At 72.0% G+C, this 750-nt stretch carries 1 protein-coding gene; it reads left to right on the top strand.

All coding sequences use genetic code 11. The annotated features are described in order from the left end of the window. On the top strand, positions 1-750 hold a 750-nt coding region (locus E1298_RS47370; protein ID WP_131903912.1), incomplete at both ends, for an LLM class flavin-dependent oxidoreductase.

The raw sequence follows: 750 nt of genomic DNA, 5'->3' as shown, positions 1-750 counted from the left end.
GGATCATGCTGCCGAACCACGCGCCGATGGTGGTGGCCGAGCAGTTCGGGACGCTGGAGGCGCTGTATCCAGGACGCATCGACCTCGGTCTTGGACGGGCCCCGGGGACCGACCAGGCGACCGCGCGCGCTCTGCGCCGCTCCCCGGACGCCCTGTCGGTGGACGACTTCCCCGAGCAGGTCGTCGAGCTGCGCGGCTACTTCGACGCGCAGAGCAAGGTGACCCCTGCGGCGGGCAACGAGCCACCGGTGTGGCTGCTCGGGTCGAGCGGCTACAGCGCCCGGCTCGCGGGGCTGCTGGGCCTGCCGTTCGCGTTCGCGCACCATTTCAGCTCGGAGAACACGGTGCCCGCGCTCACCCTCTACCGCGACTCGTTCCGCCCGTCGGCGGTACTGGACGAGCCCTACTCGATGATCGGGGTCTCGGTCACGGCGGCCGAGAACGACGAGCGCGCCCGGGAAATGGCCGCGCCCCAGGCACTGGCGTTCCTGCGGCTGCGGCAGGGCCGCCCGGGGCCGCTGCCGACACCCGAGGAGACCGCGTCCCACCCGTACACGCCGCTGGAGCGGGAGATCATCCAGTCGCGCGTGGCGGACCAGGTCGTCGGCGGCCCGGAGACCGTCCGGCGGCAGATGGACGCCCTCATCGACCGGACGGCCGTCGACGAGGTCATGGTGACGACGATGGTCTACGACCACGCCGACCGCCTGCGCTCCTACGACATCCTCGCGGAGCTGTACGGCCTAGCCG

This window comes from Actinomadura rubrisoli (assembly GCF_004349215.1).
Taxonomy (GTDB): domain Bacteria; phylum Actinomycetota; class Actinomycetes; order Streptosporangiales; family Streptosporangiaceae; genus Spirillospora; species Spirillospora rubrisoli.
Note: the sequence above shows the minus strand (reverse complement) of the source record. Positions and strands in the feature narration are given on the sequence as shown.